25 protein-coding genes and 1 riboswitch are annotated in these 26,219 nt (G+C 43.0%); of the genes, 21 read left to right on the forward strand and 4 right to left on the reverse strand.

All coding sequences use genetic code 11. The features are described from left to right. Positions 1–119: 119 nt before the first annotated feature. Entirely contained in the window at positions 120–974 is an 855-nt protein-coding gene (locus tag Q7P33_RS12285) for a YihY/virulence factor BrkB family protein (protein WP_303870699.1), read from the reverse strand. Continuing rightward, positions 971–1,816: a YihY/virulence factor BrkB family protein gene (locus tag Q7P33_RS12290; RefSeq protein WP_303870700.1), complete on the reverse strand. Its 846-nt coding sequence runs from the start codon at positions 1,814–1,816 to the stop codon at positions 971–973. Before Q7P33_RS12290 ends, Q7P33_RS12285 begins: the two co-directional genes overlap by 4 nt. 203 nt (positions 1,817–2,019) lie before the next feature. Here Q7P33_RS12290 and Q7P33_RS12295 point away from each other — a divergent pair, with 203 nt between their 5' ends. Both Q7P33_RS12295 and Q7P33_RS12300 read left to right on the forward strand, forming a co-directional pair. Further along, positions 2,020–3,942: an aconitate hydratase gene (locus tag Q7P33_RS12295; protein WP_303870701.1), complete on the forward strand. Its 1,923-nt coding sequence runs from the start codon at positions 2,020–2,022 to the stop codon at positions 3,940–3,942. Positions 3,943–4,026: 84 nt separating this feature from the next. After that, positions 4,027–4,707 carry a TIGR00266 family protein gene (locus Q7P33_RS12300; protein ID WP_303870703.1) on the forward strand — a complete coding sequence of 227 codons (681 nt, stop codon included), beginning with the start codon at positions 4,027–4,029 and terminating at the stop codon, positions 4,705–4,707. 91 nt (positions 4,708–4,798) lie between these two features. Here the strand turns inward: Q7P33_RS12300 and Q7P33_RS12305 are convergent, their stop codons facing one another. Further along, a complete protein-coding gene (locus tag Q7P33_RS12305) occupies positions 4,799–5,686 on the reverse strand; it encodes a DegV family protein (RefSeq protein WP_303870705.1) in 888 nt (295 codons plus the stop codon). A gap of 205 nt (positions 5,687–5,891) precedes the next feature. Between Q7P33_RS12305 and Q7P33_RS12310 the strand changes: the two genes are divergently transcribed. From Q7P33_RS12310 to Q7P33_RS12385, 16 genes are all read left to right on the forward strand, one after another. After that, a complete protein-coding gene (locus tag Q7P33_RS12310) occupies positions 5,892–8,033 on the forward strand; it encodes a Tex family protein (protein WP_303870707.1) in 2,142 nt (713 codons plus the stop codon). Between the two features lie 133 nt (positions 8,034–8,166). Next, on the forward strand, positions 8,167–8,652 hold the full coding sequence (locus Q7P33_RS12315) for a CarD family transcriptional regulator (protein WP_286805429.1): 486 nt from the start codon (positions 8,167–8,169) through the stop codon (positions 8,650–8,652). 89 nt (positions 8,653–8,741) lie between these two features. After that, positions 8,742–9,854: a PIN/TRAM domain-containing protein gene (locus tag Q7P33_RS12320; protein ID WP_303870710.1), complete on the forward strand. Its 1,113-nt coding sequence runs from the start codon at positions 8,742–8,744 to the stop codon at positions 9,852–9,854. 186 nt (positions 9,855–10,040) lie between these two features. After that, a complete protein-coding gene (locus Q7P33_RS12325) occupies positions 10,041–11,441 on the forward strand; it encodes an RsmF rRNA methyltransferase first C-terminal domain-containing protein (RefSeq protein WP_303870711.1) in 1,401 nt (466 codons plus the stop codon). Between the two features lie 10 nt (positions 11,442–11,451). Continuing rightward, positions 11,452–11,856, forward strand: coding sequence for a DapH/DapD/GlmU-related protein (locus Q7P33_RS12330; RefSeq protein ID WP_303870712.1), 405 nt, complete (start codon positions 11,452–11,454; stop codon positions 11,854–11,856). An 8-nt stretch (positions 11,857–11,864) separates the two neighbouring features. After that, complete coding sequence (locus Q7P33_RS12335) at positions 11,865–12,356, forward strand: DUF523 domain-containing protein (RefSeq protein ID WP_303870713.1); 492 nt, start codon at positions 11,865–11,867, stop codon at positions 12,354–12,356. Between the two features lie 96 nt (positions 12,357–12,452). Next, a complete protein-coding gene (locus Q7P33_RS12340) occupies positions 12,453–13,505 on the forward strand; it encodes a D-alanine--D-alanine ligase family protein (protein ID WP_303870715.1) in 1,053 nt (350 codons plus the stop codon). Between the two features lie 120 nt (positions 13,506–13,625). After that, positions 13,626–14,057 carry a DUF1934 domain-containing protein gene (locus Q7P33_RS12345; RefSeq protein WP_148638044.1) on the forward strand — a complete coding sequence of 144 codons (432 nt, stop codon included), beginning with the start codon at positions 13,626–13,628 and terminating at the stop codon, positions 14,055–14,057. A gap of 126 nt (positions 14,058–14,183) precedes the next feature. Next, positions 14,184–15,860 (forward strand): arginine--tRNA ligase, encoded by a 1,677-nt coding sequence (gene argS, locus Q7P33_RS12350; protein WP_303870718.1) that lies wholly within the window; start codon positions 14,184–14,186, stop codon positions 15,858–15,860. Between the two features lie 2 nt (positions 15,861–15,862). Continuing rightward, entirely contained in the window at positions 15,863–16,570 is a 708-nt protein-coding gene (locus Q7P33_RS12355; protein ID WP_303870720.1) for a tRNA threonylcarbamoyladenosine dehydratase, read from the forward strand. A 350-nt stretch (positions 16,571–16,920) separates the two neighbouring features. Beyond that, on the forward strand, positions 16,921–17,406 hold the full coding sequence (gene ispF, locus Q7P33_RS12360; RefSeq protein ID WP_303870850.1) for a 2-C-methyl-D-erythritol 2,4-cyclodiphosphate synthase: 486 nt from the start codon (positions 16,921–16,923) through the stop codon (positions 17,404–17,406). Next, positions 17,403–18,098 carry a 5'-methylthioadenosine/adenosylhomocysteine nucleosidase gene (locus Q7P33_RS12365; RefSeq protein ID WP_303870721.1) on the forward strand — a complete coding sequence of 232 codons (696 nt, stop codon included), beginning with the start codon at positions 17,403–17,405 and terminating at the stop codon, positions 18,096–18,098. Before ispF ends, Q7P33_RS12365 begins: the two co-directional genes overlap by 4 nt. Further along, entirely contained in the window at positions 18,095–19,282 is a 1,188-nt protein-coding gene (gene alr, locus Q7P33_RS12370) for an alanine racemase (protein WP_303870723.1), read from the forward strand. Before Q7P33_RS12365 ends, alr begins: the two co-directional genes overlap by 4 nt. Positions 19,283–19,295: 13 nt before the next feature. Then, entirely contained in the window at positions 19,296–20,105 is an 810-nt protein-coding gene (locus Q7P33_RS12375) for a transketolase (RefSeq protein ID WP_303870724.1), read from the forward strand. A gap of 2 nt (positions 20,106–20,107) precedes the next feature. Further along, complete coding sequence (locus Q7P33_RS12380) at positions 20,108–21,046, forward strand: transketolase family protein (protein WP_303870725.1); 939 nt, start codon at positions 20,108–20,110, stop codon at positions 21,044–21,046. A gap of 142 nt (positions 21,047–21,188) precedes the next feature. Then, on the forward strand, positions 21,189–21,788 hold the full coding sequence (locus tag Q7P33_RS12385; protein ID WP_303870726.1) for a nitroreductase family protein: 600 nt from the start codon (positions 21,189–21,191) through the stop codon (positions 21,786–21,788). Positions 21,789–21,841: 53 nt separating this feature from the next. Here the strand turns inward: Q7P33_RS12385 and Q7P33_RS12390 are convergent, their stop codons facing one another. Further along, complete coding sequence (locus Q7P33_RS12390; RefSeq protein WP_303870727.1) at positions 21,842–23,410, reverse strand: DUF2284 domain-containing protein; 1,569 nt, start codon at positions 23,408–23,410, stop codon at positions 21,842–21,844. Positions 23,411–23,811: 401 nt separating this feature from the next. Between Q7P33_RS12390 and Q7P33_RS12395 the strand changes: the two genes are divergently transcribed. From Q7P33_RS12395 to Q7P33_RS12405, 3 genes are read left to right on the forward strand one after another with little or no spacing between them, the layout of a single operon-like run. After that, on the forward strand, positions 23,812–24,405 hold the full coding sequence (locus Q7P33_RS12395; RefSeq protein WP_303870728.1) for a TetR/AcrR family transcriptional regulator: 594 nt from the start codon (positions 23,812–23,814) through the stop codon (positions 24,403–24,405). Beyond that, positions 24,389–25,138 (forward strand): CPBP family intramembrane glutamic endopeptidase, encoded by a 750-nt coding sequence (locus Q7P33_RS12400; protein ID WP_303870730.1) that lies wholly within the window; start codon positions 24,389–24,391, stop codon positions 25,136–25,138. Before Q7P33_RS12395 ends, Q7P33_RS12400 begins: the two co-directional genes overlap by 17 nt. A gap of 43 nt (positions 25,139–25,181) precedes the next feature. Continuing rightward, a complete protein-coding gene (locus Q7P33_RS12405) occupies positions 25,182–25,664 on the forward strand; it encodes a YbhB/YbcL family Raf kinase inhibitor-like protein (protein ID WP_303870732.1) in 483 nt (160 codons plus the stop codon). A 202-nt stretch (positions 25,665–25,866) separates the two neighbouring features. Continuing rightward, positions 25,867–26,037: riboswitch (cobalamin riboswitch) on the forward strand. Positions 26,038–26,219: the final 182 nt, after the last annotated feature.

Here is a 26,219-nt window from a genome sequence, read left to right on the forward strand (position 1 = left end):
TCGTATGTGGTTGGAATCGGGTGAATTAAACACCTATTATTTTATCACAAGTCTTGTTATTGATCGGTCATCTTTTTAAATAAAAAAATATTATGAGAATCTTATACCCAAAGTCGTGGCTAAAAAGGGAATGGCAATTCATTGTTTTGATATAACGACCAGTACAGATTGATCTTCCCCCCCAGATTCAAAATGACACAAATAAAGTAGATGGCTACCATCAGGGCAAAAAGACCGCCCAGACTACCATAGAGTGTACTATATTTGGTGGAATGATTGATAAATAAGGTAAAAATACGAAAAGCGATATTAAGTCCCAGGGTGGCAAACAAGGCTCCAGGAAAACCGCTTTTAAGCTTTAAGGGTTGTGCGGGGGCTAAGACATAGATCATATTAAAAATAAAGGTTGAAACGATCCAGGAAAAAGCAATCGCAAAAAAACTCAGAACCGGATAATAATAAGTATATAACCCAATTTTCTGAAAAATAACAGCACCGGCGTCTGCACTGAAAATATAGGCCACTGCAATTAATAAAATAGCCAATGTGAAAAGAATCGTAAACAGAAACGAATAGAGCCAGATTTCTTTGAGATTTCGGGTTTCTTCCCGGCCATAGGTTTGATTGATACCGATCATGACTGCCCGGGTGGCCAGGGACGAAAAGAAGAAAGCCACAAGAATCAGAATGTACGGGGAGCCGGAACCCTGACTGATCAGGCTACTTAGTAAACTGGTTACATATTCATAGGAAAGTGCTGGCAAAAATGTTTCTAAAATTTCATAGAGATAGGTTTCGAAGGGTTTGATAAAATTTCCGATAAATGAAATCAGAAAAAGCAGTAAGGGAAAAAAAGCCAACAACAGGTAAAATGACATTTGCGTGCAGATTCCTGAAAAATCGGTTTTTTCGAAATCCTCTCTGATAAAGTTGATCAGTTTCACAAGTTTTAAATTCATGATCCGTTCGGTCATTTGGCGGCCTCTCTTTCACTCAATAATGACTGTTTTGTTCCGTAAAGATTCACAACGCCGCCTAAGGTAAGGCTGAAACAGATCAGATAGACAACAAAAAACAATGAGAAGGGTCCTTGTAAATTAATGAAAAAGCTGTTGAAATCAAGGACAGTATCGGCAAACAGGGCATAGAGAAACAGAATGATAAACCAGCTGGTACTCACAAAAGCGCCGCCTGGCAGGGCTTCCCAAAAACCAAGATGGTTTTTGGGAGCATACATATAAATCAGTGTAAAGATCAGGGTCGGTACAATAAGCAGATAAAGCAGCGTAAAGAGAATGATAAAAACTGCAAAAAATTGCGACAAATTCAGAGCGTTAAAAATAAAAGAAAGCAGTTTTTCGCCGAATAGATAGAAAAAAACCGTAAAAAAGATAATCAGCAGAAATAAAAACAGATATAGAATCGATTGAATCCAGAGCGCAACAATTCCCCGGGTTTCTTTTTGGCCAAAGATCCGGTTTAAAGAAGTGATCAGGGAATGCATGGCCGAAACGGAAATATATAAAATGAAAAATCCCAGAATTAGATTCGTTCCCAATGAAAAAGAAATGGTATTGGCATTTTCCATGGCCAGATTAACATAATTCATTATTGATTGCGGTAGTATTTTTGAAAAGGCAAAAATCAGGGTTTCGTTGACACTGGCAGAAAACCAGTTGATGAAGCTGTAGAGCAACATCAAAAAAGGAACAAATGCCGACAGGGTTCGGTAGGACATCTGAGCCGAAAGGTTGATAATATTATTCTTTCTTCCCTGGACAAATAAAAAGCGGCTGAAGCATTTAAGAAACGTCATGAGCTCCTCCAAATCCACTTATAAACTTGAATTGATTGAACCACAGTATAACATAGTTTCGATTTAAATTGAAGTCAAACCGCTAAAGTAAAAAATGGAAAGTTGGAAAAAAAGATGGTATAATAAAAATCGATAGTATAGAACAAGCGCATCACACCGAAAAATTCAGAAAATAGCAGTATGGAAAGGAAATAGTAAATTAAATGGGAAAAACGTTAACAGAGAAGATTATTGCGGCGCACCTTGTAGTGGGAGAAATGATCAAAGGTGAAGAAATTGGAATTCGGATTGACCAGACCCTGACGCAGGACTCCACCGGAACCATGGCCTATTTGCAGTTTGAAGCCATGGAGGTGCCCCGGGTTAAAACCAAAAAATCCTTGGCTTATATTGATCACAACATGCTTCAGGAAGGCCCGGAAAATATGGATGATCATCGTTATATTCAGAGCGTGGCCAAAAAACATGGTGTTTATTATTCAAAACCGGGCAACGGCATTTGCCACCAGGTTCAGATTGAACGTTTTGGGGTGCCAGGTGATACGCTGTTAGGATCGGATAGCCATACACCTACCGGTGGTGGTATCGGGATGCTAGCCATTGGTGCCGGTGGTCTGGATGTGGCTGTCGCCATGGCGGGTGACCCTTATTATATCACCATGCCAAAAGTGGTTAAGGTGGAATTAACCGGGAAACTGCGGACTGGGGTATCCTCCAAGGATGTCATCCTGGAAGTGTTACGTCAATGTACCGTTAAAGGCGGGGTCAATAAGGTGTTTGAATACACGGGCGAGGGTGTAAAAACTCTGACTGTACCGGAACGGGCCACGATTACCAACATGGGTGCCGAACTGGGGGCAACCACCTCGGTATTTCCATCCGATGAAATGACCCGGGTATTTTTAGAAGCTCAGGGTCGTGGCGCAGATTATATTGAACTATCCGCTGATGCCGATGCCATCTATGATGAAGTTGTCACAGTTGATATGGATGCCTTAGAACCACTGACTGCCTGTCCGCACAGTCCTGACAAAGTGGTCAAAATTTCGGAAATTGAAGGTTTAGCAGTTAATCAGGTGGCGATTGGCAGTTGTACCAATTCATCCTGGTTGGATTTGATGAAGGTGGCCGCCATTGTCAAAGGCAAAACGGTGGCTGAAAATGTTTCCCTTGTAATTGCCCCAGGATCGAAACAGGTGTTAACGATGCTGGCTGAAAACGGTGCTTTAGCTGATCTCCTAAATGCTGGCGCCCGGGTGCTGGAATGTGGTTGCGGTCCCTGTATCGGCATGGGTCAGGCACCATCTACCGATGCGGTGTCGCTGCGAACCTTCAACCGGAACTTCTTTGGTCGTTCGGGAACACCTTCAGCCGATGTCTATCTGTTAAGCCCGGAAGCTGCAGCGATATCCGCTTTAGAAGGGGTACTGACGAATCCATTAGGTAAGATTGAGCTGCCGGAAATTGCGATGCCGGAAAACTTCTTGCTCAACGATACCATGGTGATGGCACCAGCACCAGAAGGGACGGAAGTGGAGGTCATCAAAGGACCAAATATCAAACCCTTCCCAGCTACCCAGCCACTTAAAAATACCGTCGCTGGTAAAGCCTTAATTGTGGTCGAAGATAATATCACCACCGATCATATTATGCCTTCCAATGCTAAATTACTGCCTTACCGTTCGAATATCCCATACCTGTCAAACTATTGTCTGGCACCCTGCGATGCCGAATTCCCTAAGCGGGCCCTGGATAATGGTGGCGGCTTTATTGTTGGCGGCTCCAACTATGGTCAGGGTTCCAGCCGGGAGCATGCGGCTTTAGCCCCAGTTTATCTGGGCATTAAAGGGGTGGCGGTTAAATCGTTTGCCCGGATTCATAAAAACAATCTGATTAACAATGGCATTCTGCCTCTGGTATTCGAGAACGAAGCTGATTATGATACCATTGAACTAAACGATGAACTGGTCATTGAAAATGCTTTGGAAGCTGTTAAATCTGGCCAGGCCAAGTTGATGAACAAAACCAAGGGTTTAACTTATGTTATGTTATTGGAAGTTTCGCAGCGCCAAAAAGAAATGTTGTTGGCCGGTGGGTTGATCAACCTGATTAAATTAAAAAAATAGTCAAAAACAAAATAAATCGCCAATTTCCGGGTAAATATCCTTAAATTGGCGGTTTTTTTATAGTCATAAAACGAGGAGGAAAAAATGAATTATGAAATTAAGGGAGGCAATCTCCCGGTGGTAACAGTGACGTTAAACAGCGGCGAATCAATGTTTACAGAGTCGGGGGGAATGTCCTGGATGTCGGAAAACATCCGGATGGAAACCAATACCAAAGGTGGTCTGATGAAGGGGTTAAGACGAACCCTGGCGGGGGATTCTTTATTTATGACTACTTATACGGCAGAGCGAAACAACAGTCAGATTTCGTTTTGTTCCAGTTATCCGGGCGAAATCAAAGCGCTGACACTGCAGCAGGGACAGTCGATTATCTGTCAGAAAAGCAGCTTTTTGGCGGGTGAATCGACGCTGGATGTGGATATGTACTTTAAAAAGAATATCGGGGTTGGCTTTTTTGGTGGGGAAGGTTTTATTCTGCAAAGAATATCTGGACCGGGAACTGTCTTTATTGAAATGGACGGTGCCATGGTTGAATATGATCTGGCGCCCGGCGAAGTGATTAAAATTGATCAGGGCCATATCGGCATGTTTGAAGAATCAGTCAATTTTGACATTCAGGCCGTCAAGGGCATGAAGAACATCTTTTTAAGTGGTGAAGGATTATTTCTGGCCACTTTAAAAGGACCGGGAAAAGTCTGGTTGCAAACCATGCCGCTGAGCCGACTGGTTCAGCTGGTGGCTTCAAGTTTACCCCCGAGAGGTTAGAATCGCCCAAATAAACAGCAAAAAGCGTCTTACGGTGCAGTTTAGCATCCGGTAAGGCGCTTTTTATTTGACCGGTCAATACAAAAGGGGTTCAGGGGGTAACATTGACATAATTTTCGGGAAGTTCATCAAAAAACATAATGCCCAGGCAGTTCGTACCAATATGAACGGTCAGAGTCGCACCGGCTTTTTCGGGCAGCAGAAAGTTCTTGATACCCAGCTCTTTTTCAAAATATCTTTTGGCTTTCTCCTGAAGATCCGGAGCAGTGCTTTGGATCATGCCCAGAACCTGTTCCCGATTGGTCATTTTTTCTTCGACAATGCTAAGCAGCGTTTTTAAAGCTTTTTTCTGGCCGCGGACTTTTTCATAAACTTGGATTTCCCCGTCTTTAAAATACAAAATCGGGACGATTTTTAGCATATCGCCAATCATCGCGGCATTTCGGCTGATTCGACCGCCCTGGGCCAGCCATTTGATGTCGCCAACCATAAAAAAGATTTGAGCATGTTGAGCCAGAAAATTCATCGTTTCAACAATTTCTTCATAAGGGCGGTTGAGCTTATTCAGCTTTAGTCCCTGAAAAAGAATCAATGCCGAACCGGTGGTGGCTGAAAGGGAATCGACAATGGCGACTTTTCGATCCGGGTATTTTTCCTGTAAATCTTTGGCCAGCAGCCGGGCGGTCTGGTAGGTACCCGAAAGCTTTGAGGAGAGTACCATATAGATGACATCATCCCCGTTTTTAAGGTGGTTTTCAATCGTGTTGGTAATATCCAGCGGTTGGATCTGGGCGGTTTTAGGAAAAAGTCTGTTATTGTGGCTGACAAAATCAACGACCATTTCCGGGGTAATGTTAATGCCATCGAAGTAGGTTTTATCATCCAGGGTTACGGGAAAGGGTAATATATCAAAGTCATAGCGATTCAGAATGTCGCTGTTGGTATCACACATGGAATCGACAATAAATTTTATAGCCATTAAGGTGATGCTCCTTTTCGTTTAGTACAGAATATTTTATCATGAACCTGTTTTCATTACAATGCGCCAACAGGCGGTTTAAACAGTCATTCGGTTATTTTAGGGAAGATTTGTGATTATACCAAAAAAATGTTAAACTATTCTTTGATATACACACCAATTAATTAAAACATGGAATGTAAGAAATTTAGAAATGGAGTATTTTGTGGAACATATTATTAACCAACTGGCAAAAGAATTTTCAATACGCCCTCAGCAAGTGGAAGATACCATCAATCTAATCGATGGGGGAAATACCATTCCCTTTATTGCCCGTTATCGAAAAGAGGTCACCGGAAATTTAAGTGATGCGTTGCTGCGGGATCTGGATGTCCGGTTAACATATTTAAGGAAATTGGAAAAACGAAAAGAAGAGGTTACCGGTAGCATTGAGGAACAGGGAAAGCTGACTTCGGAACTAAAAAGCGCCATTTTAAAAAGTCAAACCCTTCAAGAAGTGGAAGACCTCTACCTGCCATATAAACAGAAAAAGAAAACCCGGGCATCGGTGGCACGGGAAAAGGGGCTGGAGCCATTGGCGCTGCAAATATTTGATCAAAAACTGATTGAAAGTGACTTGGCCCAAGCTGCCCTTAGCTATATTGATGTTGAAAAAGAAATCGACACCGCCGAAGAAGCGCTACAACTGGCCATGGATATTATCGCCGAAATAATTTCGGATACAGCTGCCTATCGGGGCGTGATAAGGAAATGTACCTTTGACAAGGGCCAGATCAAATCCACTGTGGTTAAAGGGAAAGAAGCGGAAAACCCGGAGCTGGAAATGTATTTTGATCATACTGAAGCTATAAAAACCATTAAGGATCACCGGATTCTGGCGATTAACCGGGGCGAAAAGAAAAAAGCTCTGTCGGTTAAGCTGCTGGCGCCTGTTGAGGAAATTATTACCTACCTGAAGAAGGAGTTGGTTAAAACCCAGCCCTCAAGCTATTTGTTAAATGCCATTGACGACAGTTATAACCGGCTGATTGCGCCGGCCATTGAGCGGGAAATCCGGTCGGCACTAAAAGAGCGGGCGGAAGAAGGGGCGATCAAGATGTTTGCTCTGAACCTCAAAAAACTCTTGCTCCAACCGCCGTTTAAAGAAAAGGTCACAATGGGTTTTGACCCGGCGTTCCGAACCGGCTGCAAGATTGCCATCCTTGACAAGGTCGGAAAGGTGCTGGACTATACCACCATTTATCCCACCTTTGGCAAGGGGCAGGCCGAAAAAGCGGAAAAAGAGTTGATCGAACTAATTGAACGCCATCAGGTCGATATTATTGCCATTGGGAATGGTACTGCTTCCCGGGAGTCAGAGCAATTTGTGGCAGAAACCATCAAAAAAACCAAGGTACCAGTCCAATACATTGTGGTGAATGAGGCCGGTGCTTCGGTTTATTCAGCATCGGAACTTGGCACCGAAGAATACCCGGATATTAATGTCTCCATCCGGGGAGCCATCTCGATTGGGGGACGGCTTCAGGATCCATTGTCGGAGCTGGTTAAAATTGATCCGAAACATATTGGTGTGGGGCAGTATCAGCACGACGTCAATCAGAAAGAACTGGAGCGGGTCTTGGAAGCAACGGTTGAGGATGCCGTTAATAATGTCGGGGTTAACGTTAACCGGGCTTCGGTAGCACTGCTCAAGTACGTAGCCGGGGTCAACAAAACCATTGCCAATAATATTTTGGATTATCGCAACAGCGTTGGACCGATCAAGAATCGAAAAGAATTGATGAAGGTCAAAGGGCTGGGTGCCAAAGCCTATGAGCAATGCGCCGGATTTTTACGGATTGATGACGGTGATAATATCCTCGATAATACCGGGGTTCACCCGGAGGCATATAAAAGTGTCGAGAAACTGCTGAAACTCAAAGGGATTAAAAAAGAAATGCTCAGTACCCGGGAACAACAGGATTTGTTTAATGATATGAATTACTCGGAAATGGCGGCCCAGCTGGAAATCGGGATTCCAACCCTATACGATATTGTCAAGGAACTTAAAAAACCGGGAAGGGATCCCCGGGATAATGCCCCCAAGCCCCATTTGCGATCGGATGTTTTATCGATGAGTGACCTGGAGGTGGATATGGAACTGACAGGCACAGTCCGAAACGTCATCGATTTTGGCGCTTTTGTCGATATTGGGGTTCATCAGGATGGTCTGGTGCATATCTCTCAAATCACCGATCGTTATATAAAACATCCGTCAGAAGCGGTTTCCCTGGGAGATGTGGTAACTGTTAAGGTGCTGGCAGTGGATCTGAAACGAAAACGGATCAGCTTAACCATGATTATATAATCACCATTAACCACGATTAACCACGATTATTTAAAAAAATATTGACATCGGGATAAGTTTTTTATAAAATAAAAGGCTTCTCCCTTTTTTTTGTGTTATAATAACTCCAGAATCGATGATAGGAGTGGTTAAAATGTACAAGATTGGGGATAAAATTGTTTATCCAATGCACGGAGCAGGTATCATTGAAGCAATCGAAGAACGAGAAATATTTGAAGAAACGAAACCTTACTACATCATGCAGATCGTGTCCGAAGGTTTGCAGATTTTAATTCCGGTTGATAAAGTTGATGATATTGGGGTAAGAACTATCGTGAACCAGTCAGTGATTGATGAGATGATCGAGTCGCTAAAATTACCAATGGATGTGATGGAAAAAAACTGGAACCGACGATATCGGGAACATCTGGAACGTTTAAAAACGGGTGATATTTTTGAAGTCGCCAAGGTTGTTAAGAATCTTATCTTACTGGATCGATTAAAAGGCCTTTCAACCGGGGAAAAGAAAATGCTAAATAATGCCCGGAATTTCATTGTCAGCGAAATGGTCTTGATTCAAGATAAGAATAAAGAAGAAATTCTGGATTTAATCAATAGTTCGGTACAAAGTGAGGCGTGAATTTCGCGCCTTTTGTTGTATTTAATAGTTTAATCTTAAGAATTAGGTGCTATAATTCGAGGTGATGTTTTAGAAAGGAGGTGAAGAAAGTGATACAAAAGATACTTCGCGTGTCATTTGGAATTATTGGAATTCTGGTTGGGATAGCCCTGGCCAACGTATTGATAACCAATTCATGGATCATGAAAACCATGCAAATTAATCTTACGCCTGAATTGGAAATTGTCTTCTATGCAGCTTTCATCGTTCTATTCGGACTTATATTTTTCATTCTATTTCCATTAATGCTAAAAGGCGTGAAAAAGTTGACGAAAATCGTTGAGGCCAGCATGGAAAATGTCCGTCTCATTGACGTTGGCCTGGGTATTGGTGGTTTGGTGATCGGTTTGGTAATTGCCATGCTGATCAGTTTTGCTTTTTCGCAGATTCCCATTCCCTGGATTGGCGGACTGTTAACCATCAGCATTTATATTGTGCTGGGATACATTGGGTTTTCCCTGCCAATCAAAAAACGGGAAGACATTCTCCAGGCATTTCAGAGTGCCAAACGGGAAAAGGATGCTACGGTAACGTTGGGTCAAAAGCGCCCGGCTAAAAAGAAAGGCGCAGCGATTCCCAAACTATTGGATACCAGCGTGATCATTGATGGACGGATCTTTGATATCTGTAAAACCGGTTTTATTGAGGGCCCTCTCGTAATTCCGGTATTTGTACTCAATGAACTTCAGTTGATTTCCGATTCGGCCGATGAACTCAAACGAAATCGAGGCCGTCGTGGTTTGGATATTTTAAATAAAATTCAGACGGATCTGGAAATTGAAGTGCAAATTACTGAAGAAGATTTTGAAGATACCCATGAGGTCGATTCCAAACTGGTTAAACTGGGTAAATCAACCAAAGGTAAGATTCTGACCAACGACTATAATCTGAACAAGGTCGCCACAGTTCAAGGGGTGGACGTGCTCAATATTAATGAACTGGCCAATGCTGTCAAGCCCATTGTTTTGCCTGGGGAAGAGATGAAGGTTCTTCTGGTTAAAGGGGGAAAAGAAAACGGTCAGGCGGTGGCCTATCTGGATGATGGAACCATGATCGTTGTTGAAAATGGTAAGAAATATATTGGCTCCAGCACTGCGGTTATTGTTACCAGCATCCTGCAAACTGCAGCAGGACGGATGATTTTTGCAAAACCCAAAAAATAATAAACAGCAATTATAATTAAATAAAAACATCAGCTTTTGGGCTGGTGTTTTTATTTACGTGTTTTTTGACAAATTTTATTGTAATTAACCGGGGCTTTACGTATAATGAAACGAGTATTGTTATAAATTCGGACTGTGACTGAGATGAAACTGTCTGAAATAAAGTAGTAAAAGATGGGGATCATCATGCAATTACCTGAAGCGTTTAAGGAAAAAATGAAAAATCTGATGGGAGAATCCTATCAGAGCCTGCTGGATTCCTATGACCAGCCGGAGAGTAAGGGGATTCGCACCAATACCCTGAAGATTACGCCGGATGAATTGGCCAATAAATTACCATTTAATACCCAGGGTGTGAACTGGTGTAAAGAAGGATTTTATATTGACCATACGGTGCGACCTGGCAAAAATCCCTATTATTATGCCGGGCTTTATTACGTTCAGGAACCGACCGCCATGGCGGCGGTTGAAGTACTTGACCCTCAGCCGGGGGATTGGGTATTGGATCTTTGTGCGGCACCGGGAGGGAAATCCACCCAAATCGGAGCCCGACTTCAAGGGACGGGGGTGCTGGTTGCCAATGAGCTGGTTAATTCCCGGGCTGGCATCCTTTCTACCAATATTGAACGGATGGGGATCACCAATGCTCTTGTGACCAATGAATTTCCAGAACGGTTGGTGGATTCTTTTTATGAGAGCTTTGATAAGATATTAGTCGATGCCCCCTGCTCTGGCGAGGGGATGTTTCGTAAAGATCCTGGTGCGCTGGCTGACTGGAGTCTGGAACGGGTCGACCGCTGTCGGGGAAAGCAGGAAAAAATACTGGAAAGTGCCCATCGCCTGTTAAAACCTGGCGGGGTATTGGTTTATTCAACTTGCACCTTTTCTCCGGAAGAAAATGAACAAATGATCGAGTCGTTTATCGAAAAATATCCCTATGAAGTGGAAACGGTTGAGTTACCCGGGATTTTTGAGCATGGTCGGATTGCCTGGACCCGAAAGCAGCAGGATGCCATTGCCAAAACGCTGCGGATTATGCCCATGACCGTCAAAGGTGAGGGGCATTTTATTGCCAAATTAAAGAAATTGCCTGGCCAGGGGGAGAACCTAGATCTCAAACAGGGATATGCCAAATCCCGTTTGAAAAAAGCGGCACGCCTGGAGTTACAGGACTATTGCGATTTTGCCAAAAACAATCTCGATCCGGAATTTTCTCAAAAAATCGAAGACCGCCTCTATCTTTTGGGAGAACATCTTTATGCCATTCCGAAAGGGATTTTACTTGAACGGATTGCCAATTTAAAGCTCTTACGTCCGGGTCTTCACTTGGGCACCTTTAAGAAAAATCGTTTTGAGCCCAGCTACGCGCTGGCCATGGCGCTTGGCTTGTCTCAGGCCCAAAATAGCTGTAATCTAACCGATGAAGAGCTGGCCTATCAGTATTTAAAAGGTGAGGCATTAAACCTCAAGGCTTCCAAAGGATGGATTCTGCTTGGCTACGATGGCTACCCGCTGGGGTTTGGTAAAGCTAGTGAAGGGTTGATCAAAAACCACTACCCCAAAGGGTTGAGAATCCGAAAAAAATAGGAGAAAACAGATGAAACACCAGGTGAACGAAAAAAATGTTCACTCCAGCGCAGTGATTGCCGAAACGGTTACAATGGGAAATGAAACCACCATTGGTGCCGGTGCAATTATCGGCACCGGGGTTTCCATTGGCGAAAATTGTCAGATTGGTACCGGGGTGATCATTGAAGCAAACACCAGGATTGAAGATAACTGTATTTTGGAGCCCGGAGTGATTATTGGGAAAGATGTGACCATCGGTCACCATACCAAAATAGGAATGGGCGCAAGAGTTACCAACAAGGTTACGATTGGTTCCGGTTCAATTATAAAAATCGGTGAAATTATCTTAAAAGATATGATTTATAAAATGGTTTTTAAGCGGGGAGCCTGGATTTACCGGGAGGACAGGTTGGATCATAAAAACGAAGAATGAGGGGAAAAATGAATCAGAAAGACTTTACTTGTTTAAAAGAAGCGTTGGAAAAGAAAAAAAAGATTTTAGTATCCAGTTGTTTGCTGGGAATGAAGATTAATTATGAGGGCAAAGCCCATCCGGTGGATGAATTGCGTCAACTATTTTTGCAGGGCCAGGCCATTCCGGTTTGTCCGGAGGTGTTGGCAACCATGCCGATCCCTCGGGATCCAGCGGAAATAGTCGTGGTCAATGGGGAGCGTAAAGTGTATAATAATAAAAAAATAGATGTGACTGAAGAATATCTTCTGGGAGCGCAACGGACTTTAGATACAGCCCGAACCTCAGGCGCCAAAATTGCCATTATGAAAAGCAAGAGCCCTTCCTGTGGGTGTGGAAAAATTTATGATGGCACCTTCAGTGAGAAGCTGGTTAGTGGGGATGGCATCACCGTCGCTCTATTAAAAGATAATGGTATTCGGGTTATAACGGAAGAAGATTTTTTAGAGTGTCTGAAATAACCAGGTCTTTGCGAAGGGGTCGCAAAGCTTACTGCCAATAGTTATCATTGATAAAATCATAATAACGAGATCTCGAAAGAAAAGTGAGGAAAAGATATGAAAAACAAACTCAATATCGGCGTGGTTTTTGGAGGCCAGTCGGGTGAGCATGAGGTTTCCAGAGTCTCTGCTTACAATGTTTTAGGGGTTATCGATCGGAATAAGTATAACATTGTCACCATCGGGATCTCAAAGCAGGGGAAGTGGTATTTATATTCAGGTGATACAAATAAAATTAAGGACGGTTCCTGGGAGCAGGATGAAGACAACCTGATTGCTGATTTTTCAATTTTCTCGCATCCGGAAATCGCCAAAATTGATGTTTTTTTTCCTGTTCTTCACGGACCAATGGGGGAAGATGGCACCATCCAGGGTGTTTTTGAAATGCTCAATAAACCCTATGTAGGGTGTGGGGTGTTAAGCTCAGCGGTGGGAATGGATAAGGTCTTCTCCAAGATTATGTTCCAAAGCGTGGGAATCCCCACTGGTAAATATATCTATTTTCGGGAAAATGAGTGGAAAAGAGATACGGACAGCAAAATTGCCGAGATCGAAACGGATCTGGGTTATCCGATTTTTGTTAAACCGGCCAATATGGGCTCCAGCGTGGGCATCAGCAAGGCGCATGATCGAAACGAGCTGGTTGCTGCCATTAATGAAGCATTTATTTATGACAATAAACTGATTCTGGAAGACTTTGTCAAAGGAAGAGAGATTGAATGTGCCGTTTTAGAAGTCGGAAACGTTATTCGGGCCTCGATTCCCGGAGAAGTCATTCCTTCTAAAGAGTTCTATGATTATGAAGCTAAATACTCAGCGACCGAAGATTCCAAGGTGGTTATTCCGGCTGAACTATCGCAGGAAGTTACTGAAAAAGTCAGAGCCTATGCCATAAAGGCCTTTGAAGCCATTGAAGGTTCCGGCTTGACGCGGGTTGATTTTTTTGTCACAGAGGATGAACGCGTTTTAATCAATGAAGTAAACACCCTGCCGGGATTTACCAACATCAGTATGTATCCAAAAATGTGGGAAGCCACTGGAATTGGGTATATAGAACTTGTAGATCTGATTATTGCGTCAGCGAAGCGGAAACGCACCACGACCAACTAGGTGATCCGATTTCTTTATGATGCGTAATCCTAATAAAAACTTAAATGGATAATTTTTCTTGATAAAAAAACTCAACAATGGTTTAATAGTGGGAGAAATTATACCTCTAGGAGGAGACCAATGACTGAAGAAAGAAAAAAAGTGTGGTTGTCCATTTCGGGAACCGTCAAAAACGAAGAAGAAAAGGATACCCTGGAGTTCCTGACCGAAGGAGATTTATATAAAGAAGCGAATCGATCCTGTGTGACTTATCACGAATCGGAAGTTTCCGGGATGGAAGGAACGATCACTACCGTTTGTGTTGATGCGCAAAAAGTATCAGTCATTCGTCTGGGAACCACCAACTCCATTATGGAATTTGAGCGGGGAAAGCGAAACCTGACCTGGTATTCCACCCCTTACGGGGATGTGACCATGGGGATTTTAACCAAGGATGTATTTGTCAATTATAATGAGGATAAAGAGCCTACCAAGGTGTCCATCGATTATGACATCGAAATCGAAGGCGTTACCAATTCTCAGAATATTCTAAACATCAAAATCACCCAATAAAAATGGCTTAATGCCAATCACAGGAGAAGCGCCAGTTGCGCTTCTCCTTTAAATTTCTATCTGACCAGGAAAAAATAAAAAGACTTGATTTACTGATAATAAAAAGAAAAGTGAGAGGAAATAAGGATGTACATACGTGAAAAGATCACCAAACAGATTAAAACAATCATTGGCGATGCGCTGAATCAAACGGTTGAATCAGGAGCATTGACCATTGAAACCATGCCGGATCTTTTTCTGGAAATTCCCAGAGAAAAAGAACATGGTGAGTATTCCACCAATATTGCCATGCAGCTTCCCAAACAGACGAAAAAAGCGCCCCGTTTTATTGCCGAGACCTTGGTGGCCAATATGAATACGGGGGACTCTTATATTGAGTCAATCGAAATAGCGGGACCGGGCTTTATTAATTTTAAACTAAAGCCCTATTGGCAGTATGCGGTTCTAGACGAAGTGGCAGACTTGAAAGCTGATTATGGACGAAGTCAGAAAAATGCTGGCAAAAAATTTAATCTGGAGTTTATTTCGGCCAATCCGACCGGGCCGATGCACATGGGCAACGCCAGAGGCGGAGCTATCGGCGATATTTTAGCAGCAGTGGCCGACTGGACTGGCTACGCTGTCACCCGGGAATTCTATATTAATGATGCAGGAAACCAGATTGTCAAGTTTGGTGATTCGCTTGATGCCCGTTATCGACAATTGATGGGTGAGGATATTCCCTTTCCTGAAGACGGATACCAGGGAGAAGACATTACGGATCATATGAAAGCATTTATTGCCGTTAATGGGGATGTTCACCGATTGTTGACGCCAGAAGAACGCAAACCGATTTTGATTGACTATGCGCTGAACAAAAACCTCAGCCAGATGAAAAGCGATCTGGAAGCCTATGGAATCCACTATGATGTCTGGTTTTCGGAACAGAGCCTTTATGACAGCGGCGCCATTGAGAAGACCGTTGAGCTACTGGGCAAGCGGGGATTTACCTATGAACAGGAAGGTGCCTTGTGGTTTAAGGCCACTGAATTTGGTTCTGATAAAGATGATGTGCTAATCCGGGCCAATGGACTACCGACTTATTTTATGGCTGATATTGCCTATCACATGGATAAGTTTATCAATCGTGGTTTTAATCGTTGTATCAATGTTTGGGGTGCTGACCATCACGGACATGTGGCGCGACTCAAAGGCGCATTAACAGCGGTAGGCATTGATGCCAGTAATTTTGATGTGGTTATTATGCAACTGGTGCGATTGCTGCGAAATGGAGAAGTGGCAAGAATGTCTAAACGTCAGGGAAAAGCGATTGCCCTGACCGATCTGATTGATGAAGTCGGCGTTGATGCTACCCGCTTCTTCTTTAATCTGCGTTCGCCGGATAGTCATTTTGACTTTGATCTGGATTTGGCAATTGAGCAGTCCAATGACAACCCGGTGTTTTATGTGCAGTATGCCCATGCCCGAATTTGTAGCATTATTCGCCAGATGACTGAAGAACTGGATCAGACGGTTCCCCTGGATTACAGCCGCCTGGTTGAAAAAGAAGAATTGAACTTGATGGAAATTCTTGCTAATTTCCCGGATGAGATTCTGATTGCTGAAGATAAATTGGATCCCAGCCGAATTACCCGATATGCCATTGATCTGGCGGCAGCGTTCCATAGTTTTTATAATGCCTGCCACGTTCGGGTTGATGACAAAGCCTTAATGAAGGCCAGAGTTGTGCTGATTGAGGCAACAAAGCAGGTTATTCAAAATGCTCTGGGTATTTTGGGAGTATCGGCTCCGGAAAGAATGTAAAAATGAAAACAGAATCAGGAATCTTTGACCGAACCGAAAAATTGATTGGTAAACCCGGTTTGGAGATTCTAAAAAACTCAAGAGTCATCCTGTTTGGAGTCGGTGGGGTTGGATCGTTTGTGGCTGAAGCGTTGATTCGCAGTGGAGTTGGTTTTCTAACCATTGTGGATAAAGACATTATTGATCCCAGTAATTTAAATCGTCAGATTATGGCCAATGTGAAAACCATTGGTAAGAAAAAAGTAGATGTCATGGCCAGAAGACTGATTGCCATTAATCCGCTTTCGATTGTCCATCCAATGCATAAATGTTATACTCCTGAGAACTACCAGGAATTCCATCTTCAGGACTATGATTATGTCATTGATGCGGTGGATATGGTGACGGCGAAAATCGATCTGGTCATTAAAAGTCAGCAAAACAAGGTGCCGATTATCAGTTGTATGGGAACGGGAAATAAAATGGATGCCAGCCGTTTTAATATTACCGACATCTATGAAACGTCGGTTTGTCCGCTGGCCAAAGTGATGCGAAAAGAACTGCGGGAGCGGGGCGTGAAATCATTAAAGGTGCTTTATTCCACCGAAGAGCCGATTATCAGGGAAACCCCGCCGGGTAGCATTGCCTTTGTTCCTTCGGTTGCCGGTCTTTTGATTGCCGGAGAAGTGGTTCGGGATCTGTTAAAAACGAACAGCAGGGAGGAACAGTAATAGTCTAAATAATGGTCACCAGATCAAATAGCTTAAAAGCCATTAAGTTATTTATTTGGTGGCGTTTTTTTGTTTGGTTATGTTATAATTTTTAATGAAAATTCAAATTTGGGAAGTTTACAGAATCGGTCTCGAATCAGACAGCCTGAAAATTAATTCAGCCTCTGAATTGAGATAAAAATTTTTAAAACGTTATTTTATCATTTGTAAAAATAAAGAGTGATGTTCAGATAGATTTTTGGCACATTTCGGGATCGCTAAAAGTAAATTTGTGGAAACGAAAAAAATCTGTACAAATGGCTAAAAATGTGGTTAAATTTATTTGGAAACGAGCTGGAAGGAGTAAAATGATACGGATCGGAATTGGTTATGATGTCCATCGTTTAGTAAAAAATCGAGCGCTCATTTTAGGCGGTGTAAAAATAGAGCATCCTTTGGGACTGCAAGGTCATTCAGATGCTGACGTATTAGTGCATGCCATTATGGATGCGTTGTTAGGGGCCCTGGCATTGGGCGATATTGGCAAACATTTTCCGGATGCTGATGCCGCCTACAAAGATTGTAACAGCTTGCGAATGCTTAAAAAGGTGGGACAGCTTGTGACAGAAAAGGGGTATACAATTAACAACATTGATTCGACGATTATTGCACAAGCCCCAAAGCTTGCGCCGTATATTGAAATGATGGTGGAAAATATCAAGGAAACCCTGGATTTATCCGGAGGTTGTGTCAGTGTAAAAGCGACAACCGAAGAAGGTCTGGGTTTTACTGGAAGTGAACAGGGAATCGCTGCCAATGCAGCGGTGAGTCTTTTGAAGGGAGAAAAAAGCAGATGATCGGTATTATTGCAGCTATGGACAGTGAGGTTCGTGACATCAAAGCGGCGATGGAAGATGGGATTAAAGTTCATCACGGAGGCATGACTTTTTTTAAAGGAAAACTTCATCAGAAAGAAGTGGTGGCTGTCAAAAGTGGAATTGGAAAAGTCAATGCTGCCATGTGTACGCAGGTATTGATTGACATTTTTAAAGTAACCAACATCGTCCATGTGGGGGTAGCTGGTGCAGTGCATCCCGAGCTGGAAATTGGCGACATCGTTATTTCTGGAGACAGTTGTCAGTATGATATGGATGCCCGAGCCTTTGGCCATCCACGGGGTGAAATACCAAACATGAACATAACCTTTTTTAAAGCAGATCCTACCCTGATCAAGATGGCAGAGGCCGCTGCCAAAGACCTTGGTGCAACGTATCGTGTTGGCCGTGTCATGACTGCCGATTTAGGTGTGAACTCGAATCAGCTCAAGCAAGAATTACTGGAAGAATTCGGCGGCCTTTGTGTGGAAATGGAAGGAGCAGCAGTGGGACAGGTGGCCATGCTCAATCAGGTTCCTTATCTGGTAATTCGTTCCATGTCTGACAAAGCTGATTCCAATCTAACCGATGATTATCAGGCAAATCTCGAAGCATCAATCAAAAATGGGGTGGCGATGGTGCTAAAAATGGTTCAGGAAGTTCCGACAGCATGAAAGAGTTGGCGCTCCGTCCGACTTGGGCAGAAATTGACCTGGATGCTCTGATCAGCAATTATGAAGAAATCCGCCGGATTGTCGGGCCTGATGTTAAAATTCTCGGTGTGGTCAAAGCCGATGCTTACGGTCATGGCAGTGTGGAATGTGCCAGAGCCCTCTGTGATGCCGGGGTGGATATGCTGGCGGTCGCTTTCATCGATGAAGCCATCGCCCTGCGACAGGGCGGGATTACCGAGCCGATTTTACTGTTGGGATATACCTCAAAAGCGCATATCACCGATCTGATCCGCTGGGATGTGATTCCCGGTGTTTATCAGATGGACTTTGCTCAGGCTCTGTCGGAACATTGTCAGGAAATTGGTATTCGTCATCCCATTCATGTAAAAATTGATACGGGCATGGGACGCATTGGAATTGGCTGGCGGGAGGCATCACAAGCGATTGCGGAGATGAACCGGTTAGAAGGAATCGAGCTTCAGGGGTTGTTTACCCATTTTTCCACCGCCGATGCCGCTGACAAAACCCACACTCAGGAGCAGATCCGACGCTACCGACATGTTCTTTCGGAACTGGCGGAAAAAAATATTGCCATTCCCATTAAGCATATGGCCAACAGTGCCGGGATATTTGATGTGGAAGGCGTTCATTTTGACATGGTGCGGCCAGGGATTATTCTCTATGGGCTCTATCCGTCGGCGGAAGTAGATCGGTCTAAGATCAGTTTAAAACCGGTGATGACTCTGAAGTCAACCATTGTTCATCTAAAAACCCTGCATCCTGGTGAAACAGTGAGCTATGGCAATCGCTTTGTTGCGAAAGAGGATCGAATTATTGGTACCTTACCAATTGGCTATGCTGATGGCTACACCCGGATGCTAAATGGTTTGGCAAAAGTTTTTATTTCCGGCCAGCTGGTGCCGGTAGTTGGCAGCATTTGTATGGATCAATGCATGATTGATTTGACCAATGTGGAGGCGGTTTCCCTGTATGACGAAGTAGAGCTTTTTGGCAACAACATTTCTGCTGATGTACTGGCCGATGCATTGGGAACCATCAATTATGAAATTACCTGTATGATCAACAAACGGGTGCCGCGGGTCTTCATTAAGGATGGTCTTCCCCAATCTGTCAGACGAGACATTCTCAATCGGCAAATCAACACGAATAGTGATATTTATTAAAAAGGAGAATTAAATGGCATTTTTAAAAGAAACTGTTACGGAAATTCGCAAAGATATTGTAAAAATGATTGGACAGGCTGCTTCAGGACATCCCGGCGGGTCATTGTCTTCTGCGGAAATTTTAACCCTGCTTTATTTTGAACAAATGAATGTTGATGAAAAGAATCCCCGCAAAGAAGATCGGGATCGTTTTGTCTTATCTAAAGGCCATGCGGCTCCAGTGCTTTATGCAACTTTGGCCGAAAAAGGCTTTTTTCCCAAATCTGAATTGGAAAATCTGCGACAGTTGGGTTCTATTCTTCAGGGCCATCCGGATATGAACAAAGTGCCGGGGATTGATATGTCAACCGGTTCTTTGGGACAGGGAATTTCGGTGGCTGCCGGAATGGCGTTGGCTGGAAAAATTGACAATAAGCCCCATAAGATTTATGCGCTTTTAGGTGATGGTGAATTGCAGGAAGGGTTGGTCTGGGAAGCTGCCATGGCCGCCAGCCATTATCAATTGAATAATCTGATCGCCTTTGTGGATAATAATAATCTTCAAATTGACGGCGCCATCTGTGAGGTGATGTCACCATTCCCTATTGATGCCAAGTTTGAAGCCTTTGGATGGAATGTCATCACGGTGGAAGATGGACATAGCTTTGATGAACTGCGAACTGCCGTGGAAGTTGCCCAAAAATCAGAAGATAAACCAACAGTGATTATTTGTAAAACGGTTAAAGGTAAATGTGTTTCATTTATGGAAAATAATGCGGGATGGCATGGAAAAGGGCCGAATGCAGAAGAAGTAAAACAAGCGTTGGCAGAATTGGAGGCGTAATCATGGCAGAAAAAAAGGCAACACGACAAGCATATGGCGAATATCTGGTAAAACTGGGAGAAAAGAACCCAAATCTGGTGGTTTTGGATGCGGATCTTTCAGGCGCAACAAAGACAAATATTTTTAAAAAGGCATATCCCGATCGGCATTTTAACGTGGGAATTGCGGAAGAAAACCTCTTGGGCATGTCGGCTGGTTTGGCAGCCGCCGGAAAAATTCCTTTTGCCAGTACCTTTGCAATTTTTGGTGCCGGACGGGCTTATGAAATTATTCGCAACAGTATCTGTTATACTAAGCTCAATGTAAAAATTGCCTTAACTCATGCGGGCATCTCAGTTGGCGAAGATGGCGGTTCACACCAGTCGATCGAAGATATTGCACTGATGCGGGTATTGCCCAATATGACGGTGTTATCACCGGCAGATGCCATCGAAACTGAAAAAATGCTGGATGCGGCCATTACAATTGACGGACCAGTATACATTCGTTTAGGTCGCAGTGATGTGCCAGTGCTTTTTGATGAGAGTTATCACTTTGAGTTGGGTAAAGCCAGTATGATGAAAAGTGGTAGTGATGTTACTATTATTGCAACTGGTTTAATGGTGGCATTGGCACTGGAAGCGGCTGATCAGCTGAAAGAAGAAGGTGTTTCAGCCCAGGTGATTAATATGGGTTCAATTAAGCCGATTGATGTGGATGCTATTAAGCAGGCCGCTTTAACGACAGGGGCCATTGTTACCGCCGAAGAACACAGCATTATCGGTGGTTTGGGTGGAGCAGTCGCTGAAGTTTTATGTGATGAGGCGCCGGTACCGATGGAACGGGTTGGTGTCAAAGACCTGTTTGGACAATCCGGCAAGGTGGCACCGCTGATGGAAAAATATGGTTTGACAGCTGGCGACATCGTAGCTGCTGCCAAAAAAGCGATTAACCGAAAATAACTAAAACAATCTCAAAAACAGTGTCATTTAGGCGCTGTTTTTTTTAGGTAGCATAATAAAAAATTGAAATTATCAAAAAAAAGAGTATAATATTTATCATAAGGCTTAAAGAACAAATATTTTAGAAAAAGGAGTATTTGCTATGCCACTGGATTTTAAAGAAGCTATCGAAGGACGTCGCTCAATATACGGGATTTGTAATGAAAGTACCATCACGGCTGAAGAAATACTGGAGATTGTTGACCATTCGACGAAGCATGTACCGTCGGCGTTTAACTGCCAAAGTCAGCGGGTTGCTGTATTATTTGGAGAAAAGCATCTGGAATTCTGGGGGATTGTGAAGGAAGTACTCAGAAAACGAATTCTAGCTGATGAGTTTCGCCTTACTGAAAATCGAATCAATGGTTTTGCGGCCGGTTGCGGGACATTGTTGTTTTATGATGACACCTCAGTGACGAAAGGATTGATGGAAAAGTTCACGTCCTATCGTGACAGTATTCCGGATTGGGCTGAACAGGCCAATGGAATGCTGCAGTTTGCCATCTGGACTCAATTGGAAGCCGCCGGTCTGGGAGCCAACCTGCAACACTATAATCCAATTATAGACAAAGACGTGAAAGATGCCTTTCTGATTCCATCGGATTGGCGACTGATTGCTCAGATGCCTTTTGGGGTTCCGACGGAGATGCCCATTGAAAAGAGTTTTGAACCGATCGAACGTCGGGTTATTGTCGTCGAATAATTAAATTAAAAAACACGGAATTTTAAACCGTGTTTTTTTAATTTTAAAGGCATTTACTCAAGCAGTAACAAGCCATAATATTTGACAAACTCATCTTTGGCAGCCAGTGTTTTCAGGGTTTCGCCGTTGTTGCGGACGGTCTCAAAGACATCGATGCCGGAACCCTCCATGGAGGGACGGCGATTCTTGGTGTTAAGACAGGGGGCCTCCAGATCACAGGATGAACAGATATGACAAGGGCCAGCCCAGAAGGCAAAGGCCTTGTGGTATCCACCGGTAAACGCTAATCGCTCTGCTGCAAGCATCTTTCGCTGAAATTCACCAGTACCCGGAATACCCTTAATCAGAAAAGCCTTGCTGTAGGTGGCGAGGAGCCGTTTCGTTTCGGCTAATGGGATCTCATTGGCCTGACAATGTTTGAGGTTGGCGGATGAACAGCCAAAGGCGCATTTATTTTTTGCAAACTCGGTCATGACGACGGAATCGGGAGCGATTGCCATCACCTCATCAAAGCCAATGGCAAGAATCGGATGCTTTAAGCGCTGCAGTGGAGTAAGCGATAGACGATCGATAAAGTCAGTTGATGTTCCGGCAAATATAACGGCAGTATCCGTTTCCAGCGGGATCAGTGGCGTTGTGTTAAGGCCGGTGGCCGTCAAGCTGCGGATGATTTCTTTTCCGGAACAGATCTGGCCGCCGAAGTGGATTAGCCGATTGACGCCAGACAGTCTGGCCATCAGCGTTGCATGTTCATCAAAGGCATCATGGAGCATCAGGGTGCCTTGAGGTTTAAGCATCGGCAGACAGGTAAGTAATTGATCCATAATAGATTGATAATCGTTGTTGATAAATAGACCGGTGAATAAGATCAGTGAATAAATAGGCTGATTTTTTGCTGCCGTGGTGCCCAGTTCGTCAGTGGAGCAGGTGTTGAATGCTGGTGTTTTAGGGTCGTTTAAAGTGGTCGGATTAGTTTGGAAAGGATTATCATCGATCAGGATGGTGATATCCAGTGTTGGAAAGGCATCAAGAAAACAGTTCGCCATTGTCTGGGCTCCGGGACCACCGATTAAAATTTCCCCGGATAATTCAGAAAAAAATTTGACGCATTCAAGGGCTTTCATGTGGGTTAATTCGTGGATTGCCTTTTTTTTCAGTTGGTTTATTTGCTCAGGGGATAAAGACTCCGGTTCTTGATTGCGTTTAGTTAGTTTGTTTTTTAGCAACGAGGTTTTCAGCTGATGCCATTGTTGTGATTGTAATTTTCGGAATTTGATGGCATCACCCAAATAATCCGGACTGGATGACAGCAAGTAGCGTCTGGTTATGATGGTGTTGCTGTATTTGTTCTGATAGCAGAAAAGCAGCCCCAGGCTTTCCAGCAATAGCAGAAAGGACGACAAGGCCGCATTATCAGTTTCCAGCTTTTCTGAAAGCGCGGGGATACTGGCGCCATCATCACCGAAAGCGTTTAAGATTTCAAAGAAATTCAATTCCAGAGCGGTGAATAAAGCCTCGGATAACCAGTTGGCGGTCGCAAGGTTTTCCAGAAACTGGCCGCCATGGGTATGGGGATCGTAGCCGGTTAAAAAGGGATCGACAGTAGTGTTTTGTTTTGTCATGGTAGTCCTTCCTATCTTCGATTTCAATACGAGTAAACATCGGTTCGATACCTTATTATAGATCCATAACCATTTTTTGCATAGAAAAAACTTATACCTGGTGTGAAAAGAGTTTGATTGTTCAGAAAAAGTTAATTCTCAGAGATCCGTCGGCGGGGTAGCTATAATTTAAATTTTTTTCGCAATCGTATTAATTACCATAGAGGTTCCCTTAAAATATAAATTGAATGTGATGCTCTGATGAATCAAATTTCCGGTGATTTCGGATTCGAAAATCCAAACTAAATGAAAATCCGAACTAAATAAAATCTGTTGACAAACGAATGTAACAGTAGTAATATAACAATTGTTATATTACTACTGTTACATTATAAATATCGCAATAAGGAAGAGGCTTAACCATGCCACCAAAAGCAAGAATTACAAAAGACATGATCATTGATGCCGCATTTGAATTATTAAAAACTGACGGAATCGAGATGGTTAATGCCAGGAAAATTGCTGAAAAGCTGAACTGCTCAACTCAGCCAATTATGTATTATTTTTCAGGAATGAATGAGTTGAAAAATAGTATTTATCAAAAAGCAGATGATTACCATACAGCGTTTATCATGGATATCCGTTACGATGAGGGCAATCCACTATTGGAAATTGGGATACGCTACATAAGATTTGCTGTAATGGAAAAAGCAGTTTTTAAATTTCTTTTTCAGTCTGATAAGTTTGCTGATAAAGAACTGCTCGAAATTATTCGGGACGAAGAACTTCGACCCGTATTAGAGATTTTATCCCAGGTCATTAAACTGTCGCCCGTTCAAGCCGAGGCGTTGTTCGAGCAGATCTTTTTTATGGTTCATGGTATTGCAAGCTTGTTGGCTAATAATCAAATGACCTTTGATGAAGCGCATGTTCTGAATTTGTTAAAGGCGGGCTTCAAGGGGGCCGTACTAACTTTGAAAGCAGAGGAAGAGAAGAAAAATGACAAGCATATTTAGAAAGAATCCGTTACTATTTGCGTTGGTGTGGATTGCCATCTATGTAGTTCTGTTTAGCCTAGCTGATTCCCTATCCGATTCGGTAGATATCCGATCTTGTTTCTCAGCGGTATTGGGGGGAGCTATTTCATTTCTGTTGTTTAGGTGGATTCGACGAAATGAATTGCAATCATACTATGGCCTGTGTAAAGTTGCAGGGGGTGATCTTAAAAGATATCTGTTTTTTATTCCGCTGATTATCATTGCCAGCGTCAATTTATGGGGTGGAGTAACGATCCGATATCCGCCACTTGAAACGATTCTGGTATTTGTCACGATGCTTTTTGTTGGGTTTATTGAGGAAGTGATCTTTCGCGGTTTTTTATTTAAAGCTATTTTAGAAAAAAGAGCAAAGCTGGCCATAATTATATCGAGCGTCACGTTTGGAATTGGACACAGCGTTAATTTGTTAAATGGCGCTGAATATTGGCAAACCTTTCTACAGATTGGTTATGCCATTGCCATCGGGTATCTGTTTACCATTCTTTTTATCAAAACTGGCAGCTTGCTCCCAGGTATTTTTACTCATGGGGCGCTAAATGCATTTAGTGTTTTTTCAGGACAATCAACTTTTGAACAAGATACAGTGGTAAGTGTCGTGCTGATTCTTATTAGCCTTGGGTATGCAGCTTTTTTAAAAAGGTTACCACAAAAAACTTGCGCAAGCGACAAACAACACTGTCTGGATCAGTAAAACTGTATCGGTATGGTGATTTAACACAAAGAAAGGAATCGTTATGGAGAATCGGAAAAAACTTGAAGTCATCAGTCATTCGTTTGAAAATAATGGTCTGATGCCTAAACGGCATACTGGATTTGGGGAGGATAGTTCACCCCCTTTTGAATTAAAAAATTTGGCTCCCGAAGCGGTATCAATAGCGATTATTATGGATGATCTGGATATTCCTTTAATTGAGGCCTATAATCATTGGTTGATCTGGAATATTCCCAAATCAGAAACGATTTCTGAAAACATACCCTATGGTTCGATTGTGCCTGTGCTGGGTGACGCAAAACAGGGATGCGGATATGGCCGTAACCGTTATCGGGGGCCGAAACAGCCGGTTTTCGTCAGGAACAGTCATCGTTACTTATTTCAATTTTATGTACTTGATTGTTTTTTGGAGCTTGACAGCAGTGCCCGAAAAAAGCAGCTACTTGAAGCGATGAACGGACATATTTTGCAACAGAGCAGCATTACTGGAATTTATCAACGATAAGTGGAAATAAAGAAAAATAAGAACAGAGCGCCAATGATGATCAGATAAATTAGACAATTGTTCATTAAGCGAGACACAACGCCGCTTTTTAAGAACGGGCACGATTGATTTTACCAGTTTGAACAATGATCATGACGAATCCAAAAGAAAAATAGATTAAAGTCTTGACAAAGAAATAGGATTGCATTATGATTTAGAAAGCTAAATAGATCCAATACATGGTGCCTTACAAAGGAGAATAGGGAATCAGGTGAAAATCCTGAACGAACCCATCACTGTAATGGTTTTGTTTTTGCAGATGCCACTGGAAACGGGAAGGCGCAAAAACAGATAAACCAGAGTCAGGAGACCTGCCATGAATTGATATAGTATGAAACGACGGTAAAGTTTCGGCTATCCTTAGGATTACCCTGGGATAGTCGAAACTTTTTATTTTGCGTGAAAGCATAAAGCCGTGCGTTGGATTGAAAGAATTAAATAGTGTTAAGCTTGCTTAAAAATATTTAATTCTTTCAATTCGGCATAGGGCGTAGCCCGCGACGAAGGTCGCAGCGC

This window comes from Acetobacterium wieringae, assembly GCF_026646375.1.
In the GTDB taxonomy this organism is placed as follows: domain Bacteria; phylum Bacillota; class Clostridia; order Eubacteriales; family Eubacteriaceae; genus Acetobacterium; species Acetobacterium wieringae_A.

Bases quoted from the DNA above. Each gene is read 5' to 3' on its own strand.
- Q7P33_RS12365 (WP_303870721.1), top strand. From the start codon at position 17,403: ATGATCGGTATTATTGCAGCTATGGACAGTGAGGTTCGTGACATCAAA.
- argS (WP_303870718.1), top strand. From the start codon at position 14,184: ATGTACATACGTGAAAAGATCACCAAACAGATTAAAACAATCATTGGC.
- Q7P33_RS12355 (WP_303870720.1), top strand. From the start codon at position 15,863: ATGAAAACAGAATCAGGAATCTTTGACCGAACCGAAAAATTGATTGGT.
- Q7P33_RS12290 (WP_303870700.1), bottom strand. From the start codon at position 1,816: ATGACGTTTCTTAAATGCTTCAGCCGCTTTTTATTTGTCCAGGGAAGA.
- Q7P33_RS12380 (WP_303870725.1), top strand. From the start codon at position 20,108: ATGGCAGAAAAAAAGGCAACACGACAAGCATATGGCGAATATCTGGTA.
- Q7P33_RS12295 (WP_303870701.1), top strand. From the start codon at position 2,020: ATGGGAAAAACGTTAACAGAGAAGATTATTGCGGCGCACCTTGTAGTG.
- alr (WP_303870723.1), top strand. From the start codon at position 18,095: ATGAAAGAGTTGGCGCTCCGTCCGACTTGGGCAGAAATTGACCTGGAT.
- Q7P33_RS12285 (WP_303870699.1), bottom strand. From the start codon at position 974: ATGACCGAACGGATCATGAATTTAAAACTTGTGAAACTGATCAACTTT.
- Q7P33_RS12375 (WP_303870724.1), top strand. From the start codon at position 19,296: ATGGCATTTTTAAAAGAAACTGTTACGGAAATTCGCAAAGATATTGTA.
- Q7P33_RS12385 (WP_303870726.1), top strand. From the start codon at position 21,189: ATGCCACTGGATTTTAAAGAAGCTATCGAAGGACGTCGCTCAATATAC.
- Q7P33_RS12395 (WP_303870728.1), top strand. From the start codon at position 23,812: ATGCCACCAAAAGCAAGAATTACAAAAGACATGATCATTGATGCCGCA.
- Q7P33_RS12325 (WP_303870711.1), top strand. From the start codon at position 10,041: ATGCAATTACCTGAAGCGTTTAAGGAAAAAATGAAAAATCTGATGGGA.
- Q7P33_RS12405 (WP_303870732.1), top strand. From the start codon at position 25,182: ATGGAGAATCGGAAAAAACTTGAAGTCATCAGTCATTCGTTTGAAAAT.
- Q7P33_RS12305 (WP_303870705.1), bottom strand. From the start codon at position 5,686: ATGGCTATAAAATTTATTGTCGATTCCATGTGTGATACCAACAGCGAC.
- Q7P33_RS12345 (WP_148638044.1), top strand. From the start codon at position 13,626: ATGACTGAAGAAAGAAAAAAAGTGTGGTTGTCCATTTCGGGAACCGTC.
- Q7P33_RS12300 (WP_303870703.1), top strand. From the start codon at position 4,027: ATGAATTATGAAATTAAGGGAGGCAATCTCCCGGTGGTAACAGTGACG.
- Q7P33_RS12335 (WP_303870713.1), top strand. From the start codon at position 11,865: ATGAATCAGAAAGACTTTACTTGTTTAAAAGAAGCGTTGGAAAAGAAA.
- Q7P33_RS12315 (WP_286805429.1), top strand. From the start codon at position 8,167: ATGTACAAGATTGGGGATAAAATTGTTTATCCAATGCACGGAGCAGGT.
- Q7P33_RS12400 (WP_303870730.1), top strand. From the start codon at position 24,389: ATGACAAGCATATTTAGAAAGAATCCGTTACTATTTGCGTTGGTGTGG.
- Q7P33_RS12330 (WP_303870712.1), top strand. From the start codon at position 11,452: ATGAAACACCAGGTGAACGAAAAAAATGTTCACTCCAGCGCAGTGATT.
- Q7P33_RS12340 (WP_303870715.1), top strand. From the start codon at position 12,453: ATGAAAAACAAACTCAATATCGGCGTGGTTTTTGGAGGCCAGTCGGGT.
- Q7P33_RS12390 (WP_303870727.1), bottom strand. From the start codon at position 23,410: ATGACAAAACAAAACACTACTGTCGATCCCTTTTTAACCGGCTACGAT.